The following is a 22,063-nucleotide window of genomic DNA, read 5'->3' on the forward strand; positions in this document are numbered from 1 at the left end:
CCTTCGTGGAGTCCGCCTCTCTATTGGACCACGAAAGGTCCGGGCGGATAAGGGATAAATTTCATAGGGGGCAGGGCATATTTTCCTTTGTCGGGGATTTTCCGATTCGAAAAGGCGCGAGGGGGGATGGTATAATAGCTTATCGTATCGTTGAAGACGATTTCTTTATCTGACAAGGAGCCTCATCATGCGAATCGGATTTCGTACCTGGAAAACCGCGGTCGGAGTCAGCCTGTCCGTCCTCATCGCGCAGCAGCTCGGACTGCTCAACTTCGCATCGGCGGGCATTCTGACCCTGCTCTGCATTCAAAAGACCCGCAGGCAGAGCCTGTCGGCCATATTGGACCGGCTGTTCGCCTGTTTGATTTCCATCGCCATATCGGCAGCGTTCTTCGAATGGGCCGGCTATTACGCGCTTCTGTTCGTCCCGATCTACCTGATCCTGATTCCCCTCTGCGTGAAGCTGGGCATTCAGGGAGGCATCGCGAGCAGCTCCGTCATCATGATGCATGTGTACATCCATGAGGGCGTGACGCTGAAATTCATCGGCAACGAGCTCCTTCTCATCCTGATCGGGCTGGGGCTGGCGCTGATCGTCAATCTCTACATGCCGGGAATCGACCGCAAGGTGCGGGAGCTGAAGAACGGAATCGAGCAGCGAATGGAAAATATATTGCGCGAGCTGGCGCTGTATCTGAAGGAAGGGAGCACTCTTTGGGACGGGCGCGAGGTTCTGGAGCTGGACAAGCTGCTGGACGAGGCGCGGAGCCTCGGGATCCAGGCGACCGAAAACGACTTCAGCGGGCGCCGCAGCTTGTTCTACGCCTATTACGAAACGCGCCGCAGGCAGGTGGAGATCCTGAAGATGCTCATTCCGCTCTGCTCGCAGGTCGACGGACGGCTGGAGCAGGGACGGCGCATCGGCGGCTTCCTGCTGGATCTGGCCGACAACTGGAATACCATTCCGGGCGGCCGGGATTATCATGCCAAGCTGCGCGCCATCCGCGACTATCACAAGGAGCTGCCGCTGCCCGAGACGCGCGAGGAGTTCGAGACCCGGGCCAGCCTGTACGGCCTTGCGAACGAGCTGGAACGGTTCATTCTGACGCTGGCGTAAGCCGGCTCGGATGGGCCGTTTTCTTTCTTTCCGCAAGAGCCTGATTTCCTGGCTTTACAAAAGGAACATGAATTCCTGACATTCCCATGAACATCGGCCGATACGCTTGCCAAAGTGCACTTATATCGATTAGGCAGGTGTGGGAAATGAAACCATGGTTACGGAAAGGCGTCGGCTTCATGCTGTCCGCCGCGCTGGCGGCAGGCATCGCGCTGCCGGCCGCCCGGGAAGCGCAGGCGGCGGTCGAGGAAACGCCGGTCAAGCTCGTGGAAGGAAACAGTGCCTGGAAGTATCTGGAGACTCCTTCCGATCAAGGAAGCGTCTGGAGGAACGTGTACGACGATACGGCCTGGACCAGCGGCGCCGCGCCGCTCGGGTATCCCGTGCGCGCCGAGACGGCAACGTCGAAGTTCGGCGGCATCGCGACGACGATCGGATACGGCGGCAACAGCAGCAACAAATACTTGACGACCTATTTCCGCAAAACGATTCAAGTCAGCGGAGCGGCGGACTACAAGCGGTTCGTCGGCAGCTTCGGCGTCGACGACGGCATGGTGCTCTATGTCAACGGTGAGGAAATCGCCCGCTACAATATGCCGGAGGGGCCGATCAGCTACACGACGCTGTCGGTGGAGGGCAAGGCGGCACCGCTGTTCTTCTATGACGTCGATCTGACGGACAAGCTTGCGGGCGTCGTCAAGGAAGGCGCGAATCAGATCGCCGTCGAGGTGCATCAGCAGAGCAAGAGCAGCTCGGACCTGTACTTCGACATGGAGCTGACGGCGTACAAGACGCCGGCGCAGCCGCCGGTCGAGCCGTCCAAGTCGCCGCTGCCCCAGTCGGTCGCGCTGACGTTCAACGGCGATCCGCGCACAGAGCTGGGCGTAGCCTGGTACACGTATGAGAACTACGCCGGCACGAAGCTGCAGGTCGCGGAGAAGGCCGCCGTTGGCTCAGCAGCGGAGTTCCCGGCGGACAAGGCGGCGACGTTCGAGGGGACTTCGGAGCGGATCGAGACGTTCCAGACCAAGGCGGACAAGACCGCTGCCAAAAAGACGGCGTACATCAGCCATAAGGCGAAGGCCGCCGGCCTGAAGCCGGGCACGGACTATGTCTATCGCGTCGGCGACGGCGAGGACGGCCATTGGAGCCCGGCAGGCTCCTTCCGTACGGAAGCGGCGCAGCCGGAAGGCTTCACATTCCTCTACACGACGGATTCGCAGGGAACGACGGAGGCGGACTTCGCCACCTGGGCGCATACGCTTCAGGAAGGAATCGCGCGCTTCCCGCAATCGGCCTTCATCGCCAATACGGGCGATCTGGTCGACAACGGGGATCTCGAGGAGCAGTGGAGCTGGTTCTTCAACAAGCCCAAGGAGCTGCTGATGAGCCGGCCGCTGGTGCCGCTCGTCGGCAACCATGAATCCAAGAACTACAATGACTACGCGCAGCATTTCAATCTTCCGAACGTGTCGCAGACGGGCGCCAAGCCGGACGGCTCCGTGTATGCCTTCGACTACGGCCCGGCACACTTCATGGTTGTCAATACGGAATATTCGCTCGTCAGCAGCACCGAGGAGCAGAAGCAGATCTACCGCAATCAGGTGCAATGGCTGAAGAGCGAAGCGGCCCGCACGGACAAGAAATGGAAGATCGTCCTGCTCCACAAATCGATGTATTCGGTGGCCAACCACTCCAGCGACTCCGATGTCCTGAGCTTCCGCCAGGATCTGACGAAGGCGTTCGACGAGATGGGCGTCGATCTCGTGCTCGGCGGCCATGACCATACGTATGCGCGCAGCTATCAAATGCTGAACAACGTGCCTCAGACCGACATCGTGCCGGATGCGGGCGGCCAGGTCGTCGATCCGAAGGGCACGCTCTACCTCATCACGAACGCGGCAGGCGACAAGCGCTACAACGTGAAAACGGGAACGACGTTCCCTTATGCCGCAAAATATGACCAGCCTGGCAAGGAAATGTTCACCGGCGTGAAGGTGACGGACGATGAAATCAGCTTCCAGGCATACACGACGACGGAGGCAGGCGGCACGGATGCGTACGATGCCTATGGAATCAAGCGCACGGACGCCGCTCCCGCTCCGGTGCAGCATGCGGAGTGGTCCGTCAATGCCGACGGCAAGCTGCAGCTGGAATGGACGGCTCCGGCCGGCGCGGCTCCCGCAGCTTACCGGATCTATGAGCAGAAGGACGCGCTTGGCGCGAACTGGAACGCAACGGTGAGCCATGAATCCGGCAAGTCGAGTTATGTCTATGTACTGGAAAATGCGGATCCAAAAGGCGAATATGAGCTGGCGATTCGTACGACCGGCGGTCGCGGCAACTCGGCTGCGGTTACGGTGAAGCCGAATGTAGCCGTTCAGCCGAGCGCAAGCCCGTCGCCGAGCGAAAGCCCGACGCCGAGCCCAAGCCCGTCGGCGAGCCCAAGCGCAAGCCCGACGCCGAGCGCAAGCCCGTCGCCGAGCGCAAGCCCGTCGCCGAGCGCAAGCCCGTCGCCGAGCCCGACGCCGACGCCGACCACGGGTCCGGTCTGGACCCCGAGCGCAAGTCCGTCGCCGAGCGCAAGTCCGAGCGCAAGCCCGACGCCGACGCCAAGCGCAGCGCCGACCGCAAGCCCGACGCCGACCCCGGCGCCGAGCATGATGCCGGCTCCTGCACCGGCGAAGGACGTTCCGGCGGCCCACTGGGCCTATGCCAGCATCGCCCGGGCGATGGAGCTCGGCATCGCTCAAGGTTATGAGGACGGCAGCTTCCGTCCCGACCGCTCGGTCAGCCGCGCGGAGCTTGCCGTGCTGCTCTCGCGGGCGATGAAGCAGCCGGAATCCGGCAGCCAGTCCTCCTTCAAGGATGCGGCGAGCATCCCGGTCTGGGCGCGCGGCGCTGTCGCCGGAGCCGCAGCCTCCGGCTGGATCGGCGGTTACGAGGACGGCAGCTTCCGTCCGGATCGTCACATCAGCCGCGCGGAGCTTGCCGTCATCGCAGCCAAGGCGGCCGGCCTCAAGACGGTCGCCGGCGACAAGCCGAGCTATCAAGATCTGGCCGGCATTCCGGTCTGGGCCCGCCCTTCGGTCGCTGCTCTGCAGCAAGCCGGACTGATGGGCGGCGTAGGCGGCAGCCGGTTCGCTCCGGCGGAGCCGGTGTCGCGCGCCCAAGCCGCGGCGCTGCTGGTGAAGCTGGCTGACCAGCAGGCGGCGTGAGCAAGCAGGAGCTCTGCCTCCGGGCAGCAGTATAAATGAAAAAACGCAAGCGAGGCGATCAGCTGCTGATCCCGCGCTTGCGTTTTTTTTCTATCGATGAGAGGGGTGAGCATGGCAGGGTAGAGAGAGGGAGGCGTCAGCCGCTGTCCGCCGCGTCCTGCGTTCCGTTCAGCAGCGTCTCGATGAAACGCTCGGAGCTCTTGGACAGGTAGCGGTCCCGCCGCCAGACGATGCCGACCTCGGAGTGGAAGCTCTCGCCGTCGAGCTCGCGCAGCTCGATGCCGGACATCTGGAACGAGGACAGCACGGAGCGCGGCAGGACGGTCGCTCCGATGCCTTCCGAGACAAGGGCCAGAATGACGGCGACGCTGGAGCATTCGCACAGGATATGCGGCTCGCAGCCTGCGCGGCGGAATTCCTGCAGCAGCTTCTCGTGCATGGCGGTCGTCCGCTCGGTCTTCAAGGTGAGAAAGGGATGCTCGGCGAGCTCCGCGAGCGTAATGGGGCCGGGACGGGCGAGCGGCCAGCCGGACGGCAAAATGGCGGCGAACGGATCGGATGGCAGATAGGCGGTCTGATAAGCGGCCGGCTCGGCGTCGAACTCGAACGGCAGCCGGGTGACGATCAGCTCGATCTCTCCCGCGTCGAGCTCCTGTCCGAGCGAGAAGTGGTCGCCTTCATGAACCTTGAACGTCACCTCGGGATAGCGGGCATGGAACTGCCGGATCGGCTCCGGCAGCAGGGAGATGCAGGATACGACGGCTCCGACGGACAGCACGCCGCGGATGCCTTCCCCTTGCCCGCGCACCTGCTGGAGCGCATCGGAGAATTCCCGCATGAGCCGCTCCGCCCTTTCGAGCAGCAGCTTGCCGGCGGCGGTGAGCCTCAGGCTGCGGCCGGTGCGGTCGAACAGCCTGACGCCGAGCTCCTCCTCCATCTGCCTGAGCTGGCGGCTGAGCGGCGGCTGCTCCATATGCAGCGCGCGGGCGGCCCGCGTAATCTGGCCTTCCCGGGCGATCGTCGCGAAATAATTCAGCTGGCGCATATCCATATCGAAATCCTCCTATTTGGGGAACAATGGAAGAAAGGCCGCGAGCGGGCGCTCAGCGGCATCCATACCTGGAAGGTATGGGAAGCTGAATGAAACCGATCCTTTAACTATAGGGGATCAAGTGGTAGGATGACTAGTAGAAGAATGAACGGGACGCCCCCGGCGGGCAGACTCCCGGAGAGAGGAAGTTAAGAGTAATGGCATACGATTTCAAGCATGAGCGCACGGCTTCCCCGAGAACGAAGGAATCGCTTCAGGGCTCGGTGTTCGGCACCCGCTTCACGGACCATATGTTTATTCTGGACTATGACAAAGGGCAGGGCTGGCATGACGGCCGCATCGTTCCGTACCAGCCGATCTCGCTGGATCCGGCGGCCAAGGTGTTCCACTACGGCCAGACGATCTTCGAAGGGCTCAAGGCGTACCTGACCGCTGACGGCCGCGTCCTGCTGTTCCGTCCCCGCAGCAACATCAAGCGGATGAACCTGTCCAACGCCCGCCTCAGCATTCCGCAGCTCGACGAGGAGCTCGTGCTGGAGGCGCTGCGCCAGCTGATCCAGGCCGAGCGCGACTGGGTGCCCTCCGAGGAAGGGACCTCCCTGTACGTGCGTCCGTTCGTCATCGCGACGCAGCCGACGCTGGGCGTCGCTCCTTCCCATCAGTACAAGTTCATGATCATCCTCTCTCCGGTCGGCGCTTACTACGCAGAGGGTGTGAATCCCGTCTCCATCTACGTGGAATCCAGCTACGTCCGCGCGGTGCCTGGCGGCGTCGGCGAAGCCAAGACGGCGGGCAACTACGCGGCCGGCCTGCAGGCGCAGGAGGAAGCGACGGCCAAGGGCTACTCGCAGGTGCTCTGGCTCGACGGCGTGCACCGCAAATACATCGAGGAAGTCGGCAGCATGAACGTGTTCTTCGTCATCGGCGACAAGGTCGTGACGCCGGCGCTGAACGGCAGCATCCTGCACGGCATCACGCGCGACTCCGTCATTACGATGCTGAAGCACTGGGGCTGCGACGTGGAGGAGCGCCAGCTCTCCATGCAGGAAGTCGCGGACGCCTACCATGACGGCACGCTGAAGGAAGCGTTCGGCACGGGCACCGCGGCCGTCATCTCGCCGATCGGCGAGCTGTACTGGCAGGGCGAGGCGATGCCGGTCAACGGCGGCAAGACGGGCGAACTGTCCCAGCGTCTGTACGACGAGGTCACCGGACTGCAGCGCGGCGAGAAGGAAGATCCGTTCGGCTGGACGATGGAGCTGTAAAAGAGAACGGACAACGAGGTCTCGTTATCGGAGACACAGGGAAGCCCCTTGGACACTCTTCAGGCGAAGAGGCGTCCGGGGGCTTTTTCGTTGCGCCGATGGAATAGTGGAGAAGTCGCGAAAAAAAGCCGTCCCCTTGGGGGCGGCTTTTCGGCAATCCTCGAACCTCTAGGAGGCGGCCTGCGCCTGTTCGGGAGCTCGATGATTCAGAATCGGCATCATGACCATCGCTCCGAGCAGGAACAGCAGCCCGGATCCGCTATAGATGGCTACGAGCGGGAATGCGCTCTTGAGCACCCCGGCGACGGACATGGAAATGACCATCATGCCGATGAACATCGGATTCAGCACGCCGTTCACCCGGCCCACGATCGACGGATGCGACCATTTCAGGATCATCGTGCTGATGCCGATGTGGATGCACGGGAACACGAGTCCGTTGACGAACTGGGTGACGAGGGTGAGCGTCACGCTCGTCGAGAAGCCGACGATGACCGTGCATACGGCTCCGACGAGCATGCCGGTCGCCAGCAGCAGCTGGGGAGAGACGCGCTTGGCGAACGTCGCCACGATTCCGCCTCCGATCAGCATGGCAACGCCGCTCACCATGAGGAGGTATTGGAGGAATTCCTTGTCCCGGCCGAGCCGCTCCGTCACGATGAACAGGTTGAGCGCCTGGGCGATGCCGACTGCGAGTCCGGCCAGGATGAAAGCCAGGCCCAGCATGCGGAGCACCTGGCTCTGCCAGACGTACCGGAACCCTTCCGCCAGCTCCCGGAAGAACTGCCCCTTCGCCGCAGCCGCACGCGGCTGCGGGATATCCTTGGGCAGCCGGACGAGGACGAGCGCGGAGAGCAGGAAGGCGATGCCCATGACGGCGACCGACGTCTCCAGGCCGAAGCGGCTGTAGACGAACGTGCCGAGCATGGGGCCGAGCACCATGAACGTCGCCTGCAGAGATTGGAACAGAGCCATGCCCTGCTGCATCTGCGTCTCCGGAACATGCTGCTTGAACAGCCTCATGCCGGACGGCTGGGAGAACTGCGACAGAATGGCGGAGATGAAGGCGACGAGGTATACCGCCTCCCAAGAGCCGAAATGGATGGCCAGCAGGACGACGAACACGGATACGGCGGACAGCAGGTCGCACCAGACCATGGTCCGTTTGGGCAACCAGCGGTCGGCGAACGTTCCGCCGATGAACGAGAAGACGAATATGGGGGCGAATTCGGCTACGCTGATAAGCGATATGGCGTACGGATCGTTGTTCGTTTTCTCGGCGACATAGAGGAGGATCGCGAAGTTCCGCACCCAGATTCCGATCTGCAGAAGCATGCTCGAGAGCAGGATCGTCTGCAGGAAACGGTTGCGGAAAAGGCTCGGAGGAGACTCCGCCGCGGATGGAATGCTCATGGTATCAACCACCTTTTGGGATGAAGAAAATTCGAGGCCAGGGCAGGCTTGAAGGACCTCCGCATCCATTGTATGTGTATTCGGCTTCTAATTCAGGTCAAGTTTTCTTTTAATTGAATTTTCCGGAAAATGAACGGACGGAAGCAAGGAGGCGTGCCGGCATGGCCCCGCGAGGCCGGCCTCGCGAATGGATGCCCCTTGCCTGGCGCATGACAACTGTCATGCGAAACAGATGATACGTTTGAATTCAAGTCCGTTCCCGCTTCCCTTAAGCTGAAAGCAGGAAGTCGAGCACGGCCGAACGAGGCCGAACGGGAGTGGAAACGAAATGGACCATGAGCCTGCCATCCAGATCGATAACGTGACGAAGCAATTCAAGGATAAAAAAGCCGTCGACCGCCTCAGCCTGAAGATCGGGAAAGGAAGCGTGACGGCGCTGCTCGGACCGAACGGAGCCGGCAAGACGACAACGGTCTCGATGATTCTCGGCTTGATGAAGCCGACGAGCGGCACGGTGAAGCTGCTCGGCGGAGATCCCCGCGAGCGGGCGGTGCGAAGCCGGATCGGAGCGATGCTGCAGGACACGAGCGTCATCGATTACCTCAAGGTCGGAGAGACGATCGACCTGTTCCGCAGCTACTACAGCCAGCCGCTCCCGCTGGAGCGGCTGCTGGCGATCGCCGGCCTCGGCGCGGAGCGGGGCAAGCTGGCGACAGCGCTGTCGGGAGGGCAGCAGCGGAGGCTGGGCTTCGCGCTGGCTGCGGCGGGAGACCCCGAGGTGCTGTTCCTCGACGAGCCGACGGTCGGCATGGACGTCACGGCGCGCGCTCTGTTCTGGGATACCGTCCGGGCGATGGCGGGCAGGGGCAAGACCATCCTGATGACGACCCATTACCTGGAGGAGGCGGATCAGATCGCCGATCGGGTGGCGGTCATCAGCCAGGGCAGGCTGATCGCCGACGGCACGCCGAGCAGCATCAAAGCCTCCGCGACGGGCCGCTGCATTTCGTTCACGGCCGGAGAGACGCTGACGCGAGACATGCTGCTCGCCGTTCCCGGCATCGCGGATATCGACTGGAAGGGCAGCCGGGTGAAGCTGTACAGCGCCGACACGGACCGGCTGATCGGCGTCCTGCTGGAGAGGAAGCTGCCGATGCGGGATATCGAAATCCAGAGCGGAGGCCTCGACGAGGCTTTCCAGAACCTGCTGAAGAAAGCCCAGTGACACGGCTGCGAAACCTCAATACCAAGGAGAGATTCCCGATGAACCCAACCTATAGAGCGACATGGGCGCAGTGCCGCGCCGAAATGCTCCGCACGATCCGCAACCGCCGCTTCGTCTTTTTCTCGATTTTGATGCCGGCGGCTTTCTTCTTCATCTTCACCGGCACGATGGACGGGGGCGGAATCCACAACTGGGCGGCGTATTACCTGATGTCGATGACCTCCTACGGCGTAGTCGGGGCGAGTCTGGTCACCTTCTCCCAGCGGGTGTCCAAGGAACGCGCCCAGGGCTGGATCCGGCTGCTCCGCATGACTCCGCTGCCTTCCGGCGCCTACGTCCTATCCAAGGCAGCCGCTCAAGGCGTCATCAATATCGGGCTCATTCTCGTCCTGTTCCTGACGGGCGGCTTGAGCAAGTCGATCGATCTGCCGGCATCCGTCTGGATCGAGGCGGGCCTATGGATCTGGATAGGCGGGTTCGCCTTCATGGCGCTCGGCATGCTGCTCGGCACGATGAGGAACAGCGACGTCGTGCAGGTGCTGGCGACGATTCTCTATATGTCCCTCTCGATCGTCGGAGGCTTATGGATGCCGACCGCCACGATGCCGCAGTTCATGCAGACGATCGCCAAGTTCACGCCGACGTACCGGATGGGCCAAGGGCCGTGGGCGCTCATCGGCGGGCAGCCGGTCGATTGGAGCGGGATCGGGGTGCTGGCTGTTTATATGATTTTGTTTATGGTAGTATCCGCTTATATCATGAAAAAACAGGAAGCGGTGTAGGATGGCCAAAAAAGGCAGGCGGCCCCGCTCGGGTCCGCCTATTTATTTCCCCCTCGTCTGGCTCGTCTACCTGACCTTCCCGGTCGCCAGCATCCTGCAGCTGCCGGCCGGGGAACGGGCGGCTTCGTTCGGGCTGCTCGGCGCGTTCAGCGCCGTGTATGTCTACAGCTTCCTCAAGCCGAAGCATCGTCTCGCGGGCATTTTGCTGCAGCAGGCGATCATCGCTTATTTCAGCGCGAGGTTCAGCGTCAACTTTTTGTACATGGCGTTTTTCCCGTCCCCGATCATCGGCTTTCTGAGGTCGGGGCGGCAGGCGGCGGCCGGCTTGTCCGGCATGGCGCTCCTGTTCGCTGTCACGGTATGGCTGCAGAGAGACGATATCCAAGGCGGAGACCTGCTGCAGCTCGTTCCTGCGCTGATCATCATGCTCGTCATGCCGCTCGGCATCCGGATAGGGATGAGATCGCGCGAGCTGCGGGAACGATTGACCCTGGCCGAGGAGGAGATCGCCCGCTTGTCCAAAAACGAAGAGAGGCAGCGCATCTCGAGAGACCTGCACGATACGCTGGGCCATACCCTGTCCCTCATTACGCTGAAGGGCGAGCTGGCCGAGCGGCTCGTGCGGGGAGATCCGACGCGCGCCGAGCAGGAAGCCCGCGATATTCAAGCCGCCTCGCGGGCGGCCTTGAAGCAGGTGCGAGAGCTGGTGTCGGGGATGAACGGCGCGACGCTCCGGGATGAGCTGCTCCATGCGCGGCAGATTCTGGAGGCTGCGGGCATCGCGCTGAACACAGGGAGCATGCCGCCCGAGGGGACCGTGCCTGCGCTTGCGGACAATATTCTCGGCATGTGCCTGCGGGAGGCGGTCACGAACGCGGTCAAGCATAGCAAGGCTTCTCGGCTTGAGGTGCGCTGGTCGGCCGTTCCGGACCGGATGGAGCTGTCCATCCGGGACAATGGCAGAGGCATGGCGGAATGCCCGGCGGACGGACCCGGCACGGGCAGCGGGCTGGGGAGCATGAAGGAAAGGCTGAAGCTGATCGAGGGCAGCCTGGCGGTAAGCTCCGTTCCGGGCAAAGGGACGGAGCTGGTGCTGGCGGTGCCGCTCGTATCGAAAGGAGCCGTGAAGAGATGAAGGTTGTGCTGGCGGAGGATCAGGGCATGCTGAGAGGCGCGATGGCGGCTCTGCTCGGCATGGAAGACGATATCGAAGTGGCGGGGCAGGCGGCGGACGGCTTGCTGGCATGGGAGCTGATCCAGTCCGTCAATCCGGATCTGTGCGTGCTGGACATCGAGATGCCGCTCCTGACGGGACTGGATGTGGCGGAGAAGCTGAAGGAGAGCAGGCATCCCTGCAAGGTCGTCATCCTCACGACGTTCTCGCGGTCGGGGTACTTCCAGCGGGCCATGAAGGCCGGCGCTCGCGGCTTCCTGCTGAAGGATTCGCCCGTCAGCGAGCTGGCGGCGGCGCTGCGCACCGTCCATGCCGGAGGCCGCGCGGTGAGCCCGGAGCTCGCGCTCTCGTTCTGGGAGGCGGAAAATCCGCTGAACGAGCGGGAACGGGAAATCCTGAAGCTCGCCGGAGAAGGGCTGTCGGCCGGGGACATCGCCGGGAGGCTGTTCCTGTCGGCGGGCACAGTGCGCAATTACTTGTCGGAGGCGATCCAGAAGCTGGACGCCCGGAACCGGATCGACGCCTGCGCGATCGCGGAAAAGAACGGCTGGCTGGACTAGCCGTTCTTTTTTGCGTCCGAATGTGTCCGAATGGTCTCGGGGATAGAGGGTTAACCGAATTTCAGTAACCCCATCCGAAATTATGGGGATATTATCCATCCTTCTCATTCGCTATTATTAGGAGGATTCCGTTATGAAAGCGGTACCAATCAGGAGGGGAAATCATTGGGAAAAGCAAAACCCGTTGCGGCGCTGCTCGGTGCGCTGCTGATCGCCGGCGGAGCCGTTCCGGTCTACGGAGCGGCTCCGGCCGCCAAGGAAACACAAGCAGGTTGCAGCAGCCCGGTCATGGAAAGATGGGCGGCGCTCGGTCTGGCCAGCGGTTATCCGGGCGGAGCGTTCAAGCCGGATGCGGCGGTTACGCGCGCGGAGCTTGCCCAGCTGATGGCAAGGCTGTTCGGTCTGGCCGATGACGGCTCGGAGCCGGACAAGCCGTACAGCGATGTGGCGGCAGCCTCCTGGTACTCGCAGGCTGTGCGGGCAATCGGGAAAGCAGGCGTCGCACAGGGCTTCCCGGACGGAAGCTTCCGTCCATCGGCCGCGGTGACGCGCCAGGAGGCCGCGGCCATGGCGGCCAAGCTGTTCAGGCTGCCGCTCGGAACAGGCAGCGGCCTGAACGGCTTCTCGGACGGAGCCGGCGCTGCGGCCTATGCCAAGCCAGCCCTCGAGGCGCTGCTTGCCGGAGGGTATTTGAAGGGATACGATGACGGCAGCCTGAAGCCGCAGCGGCCGATCACTCGCTCCGAGGCCGTCACGCTGCTGGACCGGCTGGCTCCTGCGATGGTGCTGAAGGACGGCAGGCAATCGAACGGCTCGGCGGGCAATATGCTGATCCGGGCCGGAAATACGGTCCTTGAGAACTCGCGCATCAAGGGCGACCTCTACATCGCTCCCGGCGTCGGCGAGGGCGATGTCACTCTGGAGGGAGTCACGGTGGAAGGACGGGTCCTCGTTCAGGGCGGGGGCGTCAACAGCATTCATTTCAAGCATTCGAGCGCCGGCTCTGTCGTGATCGACAAGGCGGGCTCGCCGGTGCGCGTCGTGCTTGAGGACGGCAGCCGGACCGGCAGGCTGTCGGTCGACAGCCCGGCGGCAGTCGAGATCGGCAGCGGCTCCACAGCGGACGAGGTCGAGCTCGGCGAGCATGCCGGCAGCACGTCGCTGGACGTGCAAGGCTCGATCGGACGCCTGACGGCCAAGGCGGGAGGCGCCGTCCTGAACGGCAGCGCGTTGCAGCAGGGCCGGCCGGTCGGCGTGGAAGCGGGCGTCGTCGGCGCTCCCGGCGGCACGGGCGCGACAGCGTCGCCAAGCGCGTCGCCGGCGCCGTGGGCGGGCACGCCGGCGCCGACCGCGACGCCGGCGCCGAGCGCAACGCCAACGCCGACGCCGAGCGCAACGCCGACGCCGAGCGCAACGCCGACGCCGAGCGCAACGCCGACGCCGAGCGCAACGCCGACGCCGAGCGCAACGCCGACGCCGAGCGCAACGCCGACGCCGAGCGCGACGCCGACGCCGAGCGCAACGCCGACGCCGAGCGCAACGCCGACGCCGAGCGCAACGCCGACGCCGGGAACGGAGCTCAAGGCTCCGCCCGTGCTGCAGCCCGACGGCGACGACAACACGGCCGGCCGAGCCATGGCAATCTCTTTTGAGGAGGACAGCCTGTGGAGAGCCGCCATTACGGCCGTGAGCGTGAACGGATTCTACCTGAATGCAGGAAGCTATAAGGCGGATTCGCCAGGCTTGCTGGAAATCAGCGCAGGAGCGTTCCCGGGCAAGGGCATATACACCGTGAACGTGGAAGCGAAGGGTTACAGGAATGTGCAGGTCCGGCAGCAGGTCGGGGAGTGGATGCTGAGCTGGTCGGACGAATTCAATGGAAACGCCGCGCAGCCGGACACGAACGGAGTCGACCTGTCCAAGTGGGGATACCAGCTTGGCAACGGCTCGGATTACGGCGTTTCCGACTGGGGGAACAACGAGCAGCAGTTTTACCGCAAGGAGAACTTGAAGGTGGAGAACGGCAGCCTCGTCATCGAAGCGCGCAAGGAAAGCGTGAACGGAAAGCCGTATACTTCGGGCCGTCTCTGGACGTCGCCGACCTTCAGCCAGGCCTACGGCAAGTTCGAGGCCCGCATGAAGCTGCCGGCCGGCCAAGGGCTGTGGCCCGCCTTCTGGCTCATGCCGAAGGACAGCGTATACGGCACTTGGGCCGCCTCGGGAGAGATCGACATCATGGAGGCGCGCGGCCGCCTGCTGGACGAGGTCGGAGGGACGCTGCATTACGGGAAGCCTTCGCCTAACAATCGATACACCGGCAAGACGTACACCTTCCCGGAAGGGGAGGACATCACCGGCTTCCACACGTACGGCGTGGAGTGGGAGCCCGGCGAAATCCGCTGGTACGTGGACGGCAAGGTCTACCAGACCCAGAGCCGCTGGGACAGCCAAGGAGCGGGACAGCCGGACAAATACGCATTCCCGGCGCCGTTCGACCAGCCGTTCTATATCATCCTGAACATGGCGGTCGGCGGCAACTACGACGGCAACCGCCTGCCGGACGACTCGGCGCTTCCGGCCCGCATGGAAGTCGACTATGTCCGCGCTTACGAGATGGAAGGCCGGCCTTACCGCACGCCGCAGGAGCCGGTGGCCGAGCGCGAGCCGGTGCCGGCGGACGCCAAGCTCCCGGTGGACGGCAGCTGGATCTACGACGAGACGTACGAGCATGGCCTCAAGGACATCGCGGCCTCGGGGACGGCGCTCGATCCTCTGTACTGGAACTTCCTGCATACGCCGGATTACGGCGGAGCGGGCAGCGCTTCGATCGATACGGTGGACGGCAGGAAAATGGCGAAAATCGCCATCTCCTCCGGAGGCGTGCAAAACTACGCCCTGCAGCTGATCCAGTACGCGACCTTGGTCAAGGGCCACGCCTACAAGCTCAGCTTCGACGCCAAGGCGGCGGCGGACCGGACGATCGCCGTGAAGATGGGCGGAGACGAGGACAACGGATGGGCCGTCTATACGGACCAGTTCTCGCCCGCTCTCGGAACGGGCCTGCAGCATTTCGAGTACCGCTTCCTTATGAACGGCGATACGGATCCTGCCGCCAGGCTGGAGTTCAATGCGGGCTTGAACGCGAACGCGGTATGGATCGGAGGCGTCAAGCTGGAGGAGATCGACAGCGTCGCCGATCCTTCCGCCGCCAAGGAACCTCTGGCGGACGGCAACCACGTCTACAACGGAGGCTTCGATCTCGGCACGATGGACCGGCTCGGCTATTGGACGGCCGCTCCTGCCGGCTCCGTCTCGGTTGACGCGGCAGCTCGCGAGGCGAGAATGCATGGATCCGAAGGGACGCCGATTTCGCTGGAGCAGAGCGGCCTCAACCTGCTGCAGAGCGACGATTACGAGCTGACCTTCCGCGCCCGCGCTTCTGCCGCGGGACGCTCCGTGACCGCATCGATAGGCAGCGGCGACGGCTCCGCCGTCTTCGGCTCGCATGCATTCGAGCTCGGGATCGGAATGGATGATTACAAGCTTTCCTTCACGATGCCTGCAGGAGTTACGGATGCGCACGGCAAGCTCCGCTTTCTGGCGGAAGCCGGGGAGGGCGACATCCTGCTGGATTCGGTGCGTCTGGTGCGCACCTCCAACCGCAACGTCGATTACAGCGGAGTGGATCTGTTCCCGCTGAAGAACGGAGGCTTTGACGCCGGCTTAGATGGCTGGGAGCCGTTCCAGCAAGGAGCGCAGGCTTCCTTCGCTATGGATGGCGGAGCGGCGAAGATCGATATTGCGAATGCCGGCTCGGAAGCCTGGAGCGTCATGCTCAACCAGGGGGGCATGAGCTTCGCCAAAGGTCTGACCTACCGCCTCGAATTCGATGCCCGCGCAAGCGAAGCGCGCGGCATGCTGGCGACGCTGGAGAACGGAGCCTATACGCGGCGTTTCGATTCCGGCACGCTGGCTCTTTCGACGGAATGGCAGCATTTCAGCTATGACGTGAAGATGCCGGAGAAGGAAAGCCTGGCGCTGAAATTCCAGCTCGGCAAGCTGCCGGGAACGCCGGCGGGCTCCCATCAGGTATGGATCGACAATGTCGTGCTGGAAGTCGCGAATGCTCCTGTCAAGCGGCCGCCGCTGCTCATCGCCGACCAGACCGGCAATACGGCAGGAACTATGCTGGAGCTGACCTTCGCCGATGATGCGGCTTGGCGTGCGGCGGCTGCGGGAGTTGCCGTGAACGGACGCTTGCTGGACGCAAGCCTGTACGAGCTGCTGCCGGGCGTGCTGAGGCTGCTGCCCGGAGCGGTGACGGAAGGCGGGACGGCTGCCGTGACGGTCAAGGCGGACGGTTATGGAGATGCGGCCGTGCAGCAGCCGGTCAAGGAAGCGGACGGCAATCTGCTGGCCAACGGGTCGTTCAGCGCGCAGGATGCGGGCTGGATTTACTGGAAGGGAGACGGGGGCGATTCCGAGTTCTCGATCCAGCAGGGCACGGCCCAAGCCGTCATCCTCAACAACGGCGGGATTCATCCCGAGTGGAAGGTGCCCGTCAGCTGGTCGGCCCAGCTCCTTCAGGAAAACCTGCAGCTTAAGGCCGGCCGGAGCTACGAGCTGACCTTCCGCGCCTGGTCCGATGCGGACCGGCCGATCGCGGTGGAATGGGATCCGGGCAAAACGTTGACGCCGTCCGTATTCCGGATCTCCGGCGACGACAAGACCGTCTACCGGACGGTGGTCAAGCCCGGGGCGGATATCGCCACGCCGCTGAAATTCCTGCTGGGCAATGTAATCGACGGCGACGCCGCGACTCCGGCCAGCCGCCACACGGTATGGCTGGACGATATCGCGGTGCGGGAGATCGGCGACGCTCCGGCGCTTGCGGTCCAGGGAAGCAGCCAGGCCGGCCAAGCCGTGACGCTCGCTTTCGCGGATGATGCGGCTTGGAGGCAGGCGGTATCCGCCCTCGTGCTGAACGGCGCTCCCGTACCGGCGGACGCCTGGACGCTGGAGCCGGGCAAGCTGACGCTGGCGGCTTCGCTCTTTCCGCAAGCCGGCTCGTACCGGCTGACGGTCGAAGCGGCGGGGCATGCTCCGGCGGCCATTGTCATCCAGGCCGCTTCTTCGGCTCCGAATGTTGCCGCAGGCAAGACGGCATCGGCATCCACCGCCAAGCAGGCCGCGGCCAACGCCGTGGACGGGGATTCCGGCACCCGCTGGGAAACCGAATCCGCGGATCCCCAGTGGATCGCCGTCGACCTCGGCGGCTTGTACCGGCTGGACGAGGCTGTCCTGCACTGGGAAGGAGCCTTCGCGAAAAGCTACAAGCTCCAAATCTCCTCCGCCGAATCGCCCGGCGACGGAGACTGGAGTGACGCTTACGTGCAGCCGGCGGGAGGCGGCGGGATCGAGAGGATCGCTTTGAGCGGCGTCCAGGCCCGTCATATCCGGGTGCTCGGCCTGCTTCGGGGAACGCAGTACGGCTACTCGCTATGGGAGCTCGAAGTGTTCGGCAATCCGGCTTCCTAGGGAAAAGGAAAGGCCGGCGCAGCGCGGAATTCCGTGCATGCGCCGGTCTTTTTTCCTTGCCTGTCCCCGTGCGTTTCCAGCGGGCGCGCCGCCTGCTCCGCTATAGGTTTTAGTCATGTTGGAAAGGCGGCGTCCATATGTTCTACTATCACAGCTTTCAGACATCCGGACAGAAGGGAAGATGCGCATGGCCATTTCCTATATGGACTACACTTCGCCCGATCTGCAGTTTTTCTTCGACGTGAATAAAAGCAACGCGTTTTTCACCAACAGCAAAAACTACATCAACATTCTCGGCTACAAGCAGCTGAATACGCTCGGCAACGCCTCGATCCTCGATATTTTCATGAGCAAGGGCCATTATGTCGAGCCGCACTATCATCAGAACGCGACCGAGCTGGTATACTGCGTCTCCGGCAAGATCACCGTCTCGTTCATCAATCCGTTCACGAACAAGCTGTACAACATTCCGATCACGCCCGGCCAGGTGGCCAACGTGCCTCAGGGGTGGTGGCACTACGAGCAGGCGACCGAGGACAATACGCATGTCGTGGCGATTTTCGACGCTCCGATGCCGGAGGTCATTTTGGGCTCGGACATTTTGCGGCTGACTCCGCCGAAAGTTATGGCCGATACGTATTGCCTCGACGAAGCCAAGTGGAAGGAAGCCGTGGCGCCGATTGCGAAAACGGTCGGCATCGGACCGCTCGACAGCTGCGGCAAAACCCGCGCCGACGGCGATTTCGAGGCGCCGTATGCGGATGAGCCTGAGCCGAGCCCTTATCAAGGCTACGGCTCGCCGCCGATATCGGAGCCTTATCAGGCGCAGGCCGCTGCGTATGCCCAGCAGCAGCCGTACGTTTATCGGACGCCGCCGTTCCCTTATGCGCCGTACCCGGCTTCGCCTTACCATGCCGGCCCTTATCAGGGGGGCGGCTATCCGCAGGCGCAACAGCCTCCCGGCCAGCCGTATCCGGCGCATCCCTACGCTCCTTACGGGTACCGGCAGCCCTGAAGCGCGCGATTCTTTGCGGAATAGGCAGCCCTGAAGCGCCTGGATTTCTTGCGGAATAGGCAGCCCTCAGCGCCTGTCCCTTGAGGCTGCCGGCAGTCCTGAAGCGCTTATCGGCCGCAACCGGCTCAATTCCTCTGCATGCCCGGCATCTCCGGCAACTGCCCGTCGGCAGAACCTCTCTTGCTCCCTGAGCCCTGCGGCTCGGGGGTTTTTTTGGCGAAGACCGGTCCAAGCCGATCTGATAGACTAGTAAATATCAGGGAGGGGGCGGTCTCTTGAGCTGGAAAGGAACAGGCATAGGAGGAGGAAAGGAAAAAGGAGGTGGGAACGGCAACGCTTGCCGGAGCCTTCTCCGGCTGGCCATCCTGCCGGTGCTTGCTTTGCTGGCCGTCATGTCCAGTCCTTGCGGGGCGGCGCTCGCCAACGGCGGGCCGGTCTACGAGCCGGCGGAAGGCTTCGGACCGATGCGTCTGGAGCATTCGGAGAGCATACTTCTTATCCGGGAAAAGGTTTCCTACTTCATTCCGAAGGAAGTTTCGGTTCCCAGCGGTCCATTTCCGGAGGTGACGGTCGATTACGAGCTGCATAACGGCGGCAAGGAGCCGCAGCGGGTCGAGGTGCTGTTCCTGTACCCCGACGGGGATGGGATGGAAGGGCTGCGAGTGGCGGAGAACGGGGGAGCTCAAGTCCCTGTCACGCCGGCGTCGGCAGATTCGCTCAAAGGCTTGATCGGTCGGCCGACGGTCAGGCCGGCGATCATGGAGCCGTTCTCCGGCAAGCCTCTTGCTACCCGCTCCAGCAATCACGGGGTCGGCGGAAGCCGCTTTCCGCTGGAATTCCGGGCCGGCGAGACGAAGCGGGTCCTCCTTTCCTACCGGGACCCGGGAGGCTGGGAGGAGTCGGCTGTCGTCAACCGGGTCGGGTCCCATCTGTATTTCTTGTCTCCGGCCTCCTACTGGGCCGGCAGGCCGAAGGTCGAGCTGGAGGTCCGGCTTGCGGACCGCAGCTCGCGGCTCAGCTCCAATATCCCCATGAACAAAGAAGGCCCTGGCTTGTACCGGGCCTTGCTAAGCGGGCTTCCGGAGGAGGAGTGGGTGTTCTCGCATGCTTCCGGGCATCGGCTGCTGCTTCCGCTTAACCGGCAGCCGGAATACAACCTGCTCGTTCTCCTGATTGCGGGCGTCGGGGGCGTCCTGACCGCCATGCTGGCCGGCAGGCTGCGGCGGCTGTGGATCGCCTGGCTCGGAGCCGCCTTTTGGACCGCTCTCGTCATCGGATCGATCGCCGATATGGGCGGGTATCCGTTCCAGATCATTCTGCTCCCGTTTGTGTACGGGGCGAATGCGGCGTTCCAGCTTGCCGCCGCGATCGCGGCAGGAAGACGGATAAGAAGGCGCAGGAGGAAGGAGGATGCGGCTTGATGAGGGGGCGGCCGCCATGTCCGCATGAGCCGCGCATCCCTTCCGCGGTCACGATGACCGCAGCCGGTCCAAATGCAGGCCGACAAGCTCCAGCAGCAAGGCAGGCTCGGAGCTGCCGGGGTTCAGCAGGGAGTGTACGGCAAGTCCGTCCACCAGCGCATGAAAGCGCCTGGCTTCCCGTTCGGCTTCCGGAGTGAGTCCGGCAGCCGGGTTCTCCCCTAGCCAGCAGGCGGTCAGCTTGCGAAAGGCATGCAGAAGCTCCCCGTGGACTTCCCTGAAGAGGGCGAGCAGTTCCGGATCGGCCAGAGCCTTGGCGGACAGGGCGAGCCAGACCTCCCCTTCGATGCGGCGCTCCTCGTCCAGAGGAAGCAGCTGGGAAGCGATAAGAAGAATATCGGACCGGGTATCCCCGCTGAGCGGAAGGGAGGCCATCCGCGCTGTGACCCGCTCGGAGACGAGGCGCATGGAGAAGGCGATGAGTTCCGCCTGGGTAGTGAAGTAATGGCGCAGGGAGCCGAGCGACAGGCCGGCGGCATCCGCGACCTTGCGCACCGAAGCGTTCTCGATGCCGCTCTCGCGGATAACGGCCCAGCAAGCCTCGGCAATTGTTCGGCGCCGTTCGGAATGGTCGACTTGTTTTGGCATACCTCATTTTAGCATGGTTGTTTTTTGTAATACAACTGTGCTATTATGCTGTTGTGAATTAATACAATTGTATTAAAAAGGGGTGTTCTTCTGGTCGCTTTCATCATCGCCTGCGAAATCGGCTTTTGGGTATTCGTTGTCGCCGGTCTGGCCTGCCGCTACCTGCTGAGGCTGAAAAAGCTCGGCTCTGCGCTGCTGATCGCAACGCCTCTGATCGACGTGCTGCTGCTGGCGGCGGCGCTGTGGGACATCCGCTCGGGAGCAGCCGCGACGGCCGCCCATGGCATCGCGGCCATCTATATCGGCGTGTCCATCGCCTTCGGACATTCCATGATCGCTTGGGCCGACGCTCAGTTTCATCACCGCTTCTCAGGGGGGCCGGCTCCCGTCAAGCCGCCCCGGCATGGCGGCGCGCACGCCGCTCGGCAGCGCAAGGGATGGCTCCGCCATCTTCTCGCTTATGGAATTGGGGGCGGGATTCTGCTCGGCATGACGGCTCTTGCCGGAAGCTCCGCGCAGACCGATGCCCTGATCGGGGTGCTCCGGATGTGGAGCCTCGTGCTGGCGATCGATTTCGCCGTCAGCTTCAGCTATACCCTTTGGCCGCGCAAGCCGAAGGCGCAGACCAAGGCTTCCTGAGGCGGCAGAGGCCCCATCGGGGGCCTTTTTTCAATTGGAGAAGGCACGCGAGAGGCGCAGACGAATGGGAGAAGGGCTCCATGAGCGGTGATGATTGTTGCCCTCCGAGCGGATCGTCATTCCCAGCGGCGCGCGGACGGGCTATAATGGATTCCATATTCCTTATTTATCCATATGTCTGGGGAGGAGCAAGGATCATGGAGGAGACTGGAGTCCGGACGGGTATGGAGGCGTTCATCCCCGGTCTGCGGCGTCGCTGCCTGAGGCTGGCGGGAGCGGGGTGGGATGCCCAGGATCTGGAGCAGGAGGTGCTGGCCAAGCTGCACCGGCTGCAGCTGCGGGAGCCGGAGCGGAGCCTCACCCAGGCTTATGTGAATCGGATGGCGGCGAATGCCTGGATCGACATCTGCCGCAGCAGGAGAAGCCGCGGGGACCAAGCCGGCGTCGAATACGAGGAGGAGCTCCATGCTCCGTGCGCAGCGGAAGGGCCCGACGAGGCGCTGCGCATCCGCATGCTGCTGGAGCAGCTCTCCGGCAGCCTGAATCCGAGGCAGATGGCGATGATTCTGCTCATGGACGTCTTCCGCTTCACGGCGGACGAGACTTCCCGCCTGCTCCGCCTGACGCCGGGGGCTGTCCGGGAAGGGCATAGGCGGGCGCGGCAGAGGCTGCAGTCGCTTGCCCGGGAGGGGCAGGCAGGGCGGGAGCAGCCGCCAGGGCAGGAGAGGGTCGGGCGGATCAGGCGCCAGAAATCCGTGGAGCCTTTGCCGCCGCGCATTTTCGAGCGGTTCCTGGACGCTTTTCGACGAGGGGATGCCGAAGGCATATGCAGCGCCTATATGTCCATATCCTCGCATGGCGTCCAGGTGGACAAGGTCGAAGCCGGAGGCCGGCGGGTTTCCTTCGCGTTCCGGGATCCCAGCGGGCATCTCATTCAATTGGTTCAGGATTTGGATTGAAACCTGTGTATTTTCGCAGGAGGCTTCCGTTATAGAAGATG

The 22,063-nt window shown here is 63.3% G+C and carries 15 protein-coding genes; 12 read left to right on the forward strand and 3 right to left on the reverse strand.

Annotation, left to right across the window (positions count from 1 at the left end):
• The first annotated feature begins 187 nt into the window (after nt 1-187).
• Both CIC07_RS02185 and CIC07_RS02190 read left to right on the forward strand, forming a co-directional pair.
• A complete protein-coding gene (locus tag CIC07_RS02185; RefSeq protein WP_083688598.1) occupies nt 188-1,117 on the forward strand; it encodes an aromatic acid exporter family protein in 930 nt (309 codons plus the stop codon).
• A 146-nt stretch (nt 1,118-1,263) separates the two neighbouring features.
• On the forward strand, nt 1,264-4,335 hold the full coding sequence (locus tag CIC07_RS02190) for an S-layer homology domain-containing protein (protein WP_076358977.1): 3,072 nt from the start codon (nt 1,264-1,266) through the stop codon (nt 4,333-4,335).
• A 136-nt stretch (nt 4,336-4,471) separates the two neighbouring features.
• Here CIC07_RS02190 and CIC07_RS02195 read toward each other — a convergent pair whose 3' ends face one another.
• A complete protein-coding gene (locus tag CIC07_RS02195) occupies nt 4,472-5,386 on the reverse strand; it encodes a LysR family transcriptional regulator (RefSeq protein WP_076358976.1) in 915 nt (304 codons plus the stop codon).
• A gap of 197 nt (nt 5,387-5,583) precedes the next feature.
• On the opposite strand from CIC07_RS02195, the gene CIC07_RS02200 reads away from it, so the two are divergent.
• Nucleotides 5,584-6,651 (forward strand): branched-chain amino acid aminotransferase, encoded by a 1,068-nt coding sequence (locus CIC07_RS02200; protein ID WP_076358975.1) that lies wholly within the window; start codon nt 5,584-5,586, stop codon nt 6,649-6,651.
• A gap of 168 nt (nt 6,652-6,819) precedes the next feature.
• Here CIC07_RS02200 and CIC07_RS02205 read toward each other — a convergent pair whose 3' ends face one another.
• Nucleotides 6,820-8,064, reverse strand: a complete 1,245-nt coding sequence (locus CIC07_RS02205; protein WP_076358974.1) for an MFS transporter — start codon at nt 8,062-8,064, stop codon at nt 6,820-6,822.
• A gap of 328 nt (nt 8,065-8,392) precedes the next feature.
• Between CIC07_RS02205 and CIC07_RS02210 the strand changes: the two genes are divergently transcribed.
• The 7 genes from CIC07_RS02210 to CIC07_RS02240 all read left to right on the forward strand — a co-directional run bounded on the left by CIC07_RS02210 (nt 8,393) and on the right by CIC07_RS02240 (nt 19,779).
• On the forward strand, nt 8,393-9,289 hold the full coding sequence (locus CIC07_RS02210; RefSeq protein ID WP_076358973.1) for an ABC transporter ATP-binding protein: 897 nt from the start codon (nt 8,393-8,395) through the stop codon (nt 9,287-9,289).
• Between the two features lie 38 nt (nt 9,290-9,327).
• Nucleotides 9,328-10,071: an ABC transporter permease gene (locus CIC07_RS02215; protein ID WP_076358972.1), complete on the forward strand. Its 744-nt coding sequence runs from the start codon at nt 9,328-9,330 to the stop codon at nt 10,069-10,071.
• 1 nt (nt 10,072) lies between these two features.
• Nucleotides 10,073-11,206, forward strand: a complete 1,134-nt coding sequence (locus CIC07_RS02220; RefSeq protein WP_076358971.1) for a sensor histidine kinase — start codon at nt 10,073-10,075, stop codon at nt 11,204-11,206.
• Entirely contained in the window at nt 11,203-11,805 is a 603-nt protein-coding gene (locus CIC07_RS02225) for a response regulator transcription factor (RefSeq protein WP_076358970.1), read from the forward strand. Before CIC07_RS02220 ends, CIC07_RS02225 begins: the two co-directional genes overlap by 4 nt.
• Nucleotides 11,806-11,970: 165 nt before the next feature.
• Nucleotides 11,971-17,343 (forward strand): hemoblobin-interacting domain-containing protein, encoded by a 5,373-nt coding sequence (locus CIC07_RS02230; protein WP_165895286.1) that lies wholly within the window; start codon nt 11,971-11,973, stop codon nt 17,341-17,343.
• 187 nt (nt 17,344-17,530) lie between these two features.
• Nucleotides 17,531-18,358 (forward strand): cupin domain-containing protein, encoded by an 828-nt coding sequence (locus tag CIC07_RS02235; protein WP_076358968.1) that lies wholly within the window; start codon nt 17,531-17,533, stop codon nt 18,356-18,358.
• Nucleotides 18,359-18,633: 275 nt separating this feature from the next.
• Nucleotides 18,634-19,779 (forward strand): hypothetical protein, encoded by a 1,146-nt coding sequence (locus CIC07_RS02240; protein ID WP_076358967.1) that lies wholly within the window; start codon nt 18,634-18,636, stop codon nt 19,777-19,779.
• 48 nt (nt 19,780-19,827) lie between these two features.
• Here CIC07_RS02240 and CIC07_RS02245 read toward each other — a convergent pair whose 3' ends face one another.
• Nucleotides 19,828-20,424, reverse strand: a complete 597-nt coding sequence (locus CIC07_RS02245; RefSeq protein ID WP_076358966.1) for a TetR/AcrR family transcriptional regulator — start codon at nt 20,422-20,424, stop codon at nt 19,828-19,830.
• A gap of 219 nt (nt 20,425-20,643) precedes the next feature.
• Here CIC07_RS02245 and CIC07_RS02250 point away from each other — a divergent pair, with 219 nt between their 5' ends.
• Both CIC07_RS02250 and CIC07_RS02255 read left to right on the forward strand, forming a co-directional pair.
• Nucleotides 20,644-21,063 carry a hypothetical protein gene (locus CIC07_RS02250; protein WP_327205407.1) on the forward strand — a complete coding sequence of 140 codons (420 nt, stop codon included), beginning with the start codon at nt 20,644-20,646 and terminating at the stop codon, nt 21,061-21,063.
• Nucleotides 21,064-21,260: 197 nt separating this feature from the next.
• On the forward strand, nt 21,261-22,022 hold the full coding sequence (locus tag CIC07_RS02255; protein ID WP_076358964.1) for an RNA polymerase sigma factor: 762 nt from the start codon (nt 21,261-21,263) through the stop codon (nt 22,020-22,022).
• Nucleotides 22,023-22,063: the final 41 nt, after the last annotated feature.

The organism is Paenibacillus sp. RUD330 (assembly GCF_002243345.2).
GTDB lineage: Bacteria > Bacillota > Bacilli > Paenibacillales > Paenibacillaceae > Paenibacillus_O.

What these genes read in the sequence shown, in the direction of transcription:
- CIC07_RS02185 (WP_083688598.1), top strand. Translation starts at nt 188, where the DNA reads ATGCGAATCGGATTTCGTACCTGGAAAACCGCGGTCGGAGTCAGCCTG.
- CIC07_RS02190 (WP_076358977.1), top strand. Translation starts at nt 1,264, where the DNA reads ATGAAACCATGGTTACGGAAAGGCGTCGGCTTCATGCTGTCCGCCGCG.
- CIC07_RS02195 (WP_076358976.1), bottom strand. Translation starts at nt 5,386, where the DNA reads ATGGATATGCGCCAGCTGAATTATTTCGCGACGATCGCCCGGGAAGGC.
- CIC07_RS02200 (WP_076358975.1), top strand. Translation starts at nt 5,584, where the DNA reads ATGGCATACGATTTCAAGCATGAGCGCACGGCTTCCCCGAGAACGAAG.
- CIC07_RS02205 (WP_076358974.1), bottom strand. Translation starts at nt 8,064, where the DNA reads ATGAGCATTCCATCCGCGGCGGAGTCTCCTCCGAGCCTTTTCCGCAAC.
- CIC07_RS02210 (WP_076358973.1), top strand. Translation starts at nt 8,393, where the DNA reads ATGGACCATGAGCCTGCCATCCAGATCGATAACGTGACGAAGCAATTC.
- CIC07_RS02215 (WP_076358972.1), top strand. Translation starts at nt 9,328, where the DNA reads ATGAACCCAACCTATAGAGCGACATGGGCGCAGTGCCGCGCCGAAATG.
- CIC07_RS02220 (WP_076358971.1), top strand. Translation starts at nt 10,073, where the DNA reads ATGGCCAAAAAAGGCAGGCGGCCCCGCTCGGGTCCGCCTATTTATTTC.
- CIC07_RS02225 (WP_076358970.1), top strand. Translation starts at nt 11,203, where the DNA reads ATGAAGGTTGTGCTGGCGGAGGATCAGGGCATGCTGAGAGGCGCGATG.
- CIC07_RS02235 (WP_076358968.1), top strand. Translation starts at nt 17,531, where the DNA reads ATGGCCATTTCCTATATGGACTACACTTCGCCCGATCTGCAGTTTTTC.
- CIC07_RS02245 (WP_076358966.1), bottom strand. Translation starts at nt 20,424, where the DNA reads ATGCCAAAACAAGTCGACCATTCCGAACGGCGCCGAACAATTGCCGAG.
- CIC07_RS02255 (WP_076358964.1), top strand. Translation starts at nt 21,261, where the DNA reads ATGGAGGAGACTGGAGTCCGGACGGGTATGGAGGCGTTCATCCCCGGT.